The following is a 1,480-nucleotide window of genomic DNA, read 5'->3' on the forward strand; positions in this document are numbered from 1 at the left end:
CGATCAATCTCAGGTTGTTCAAGAATCCATTTCGACCAAGCCAACTTGCCGAAAACACGGAACGAATTCTCAATGAAATCGTAGCTTTGACCTCAAAAACTCATCAAACACATAACGCCCAATTAAGGTGTGAAGCACGCGACCACAACACTTAATTTGACCACCGTAAACACTAAACTTACCCCAAAGCAAAAATGCCAAGCGTGCTGAATCACTCTTAAATTGTTTGTTATATCTCTACACCATAGTGATAAGACGCAACTTCTTGCTATCGGGCTGATATTCAAGCGATACCATTAGTCGTATTACTTCACCAAATGAGTTGGATTTCTCAACAAGAATATTAAATTTTGATACATTGTGCTCCTTCAGATAAGCCAGATTATAAAAATAGTTATAAACTAGTCGTTGTTTAATTAGAATTTCTAACTCACGCCTATCAAAGTGGAAGAGCTCCGACTTCTTCATCCGACCTTTCTTATGCTCTTTTAGATAACCAAGCTTGCTATCTTCGATTTCAATTTCAAGTTCATCAATTGGTAGTAAAGTGGTTGAGATAGCATTTATCGAAAAATCGGTGTCTCGAGCAAAAACACCTTGAACGGGACGTTCTATCTTATATGTAAGAAACACTCCATCTAGGTCTTCGTTAATGCTAACCACAGTATACCCATGTTCTTCAAATGAGTAACCGAGTGTATTTATGTTTTCAGCATCGTCTTCATCTGGCGCATGGGACAATATAATTTTTTTCTTATGTTTGATAAATGACTTAGCTAAAGTAAAAGAAGCATATGTTTTCATAAATGACGCATAAGTGACATCAATATAGCCAGTATAAGGCTTATATGTACTTAACCCTTCATCTAGTATTTTACGCATAGAGGGTGACAGATTATTTATATAAACGAAAAAGTATTGATTACCGTATTGGTAAGTAGAGTCATTTCTTTTGTTTATACTTGCCCAGAGTTCATGACACAACTTCGATTGACTAATCTGACCACCATGATCTAAATAGTCGCCGACTAAAACACTATGGCTACTTCTGGAATCAAAAAACGGTAAAACCTTATCGATCACATCATAACCATACCAATAGCTATCAATTTGCTCACTATCAAATACCAGTATAATTTCTTCTTTGTCCGTTGAAGGCGTTAAACAATTTCTCAGGTCTTTATAGTTAACGTTTTTAGACTTCAATATTTCGACAGTTTTACCCAACAGCCTGTTAATTTCACTATTTATAACCTTTGTATCTAGGTTAAAGGTTCTTTTCATGACTTCGAGCAGAACATGCTCTCTGGCATTTAATGTATGTATTGATTCCACTAAACCTCCCGTGAGATATAACGCCCAATTAAGTGGTGAACAACGCACTGGCCAAGCCACTGCATTGCACCTTAAAGCACTTTACCTGACGCATAGTAAAACTGCCACGCGTTGAGAATCCACTTGAATTGTTTGTTATGTGAAT

At 36.6% G+C, this 1,480-nt stretch carries 1 protein-coding gene; it reads right to left on the bottom strand.

Translation table 11 applies throughout. The features are described 5' to 3' along the window. Positions 1-237: 237 nt before the first annotated feature. Positions 238-1,395, bottom strand: a complete 1,158-nt coding sequence (locus tag EYW48_RS21080; RefSeq protein ID WP_277433036.1) for a hypothetical protein — start codon at positions 1,393-1,395, stop codon at positions 238-240. Between the last annotated feature and the right edge of the window lie 85 nt (positions 1,396-1,480).

Origin of the sequence: Vibrio sp. 1180_3, assembly GCF_029478545.1 — a bacterium.
Classification (GTDB): Bacteria; Pseudomonadota; Gammaproteobacteria; order Enterobacterales; family Vibrionaceae; genus Vibrio; species Vibrio aestuarianus.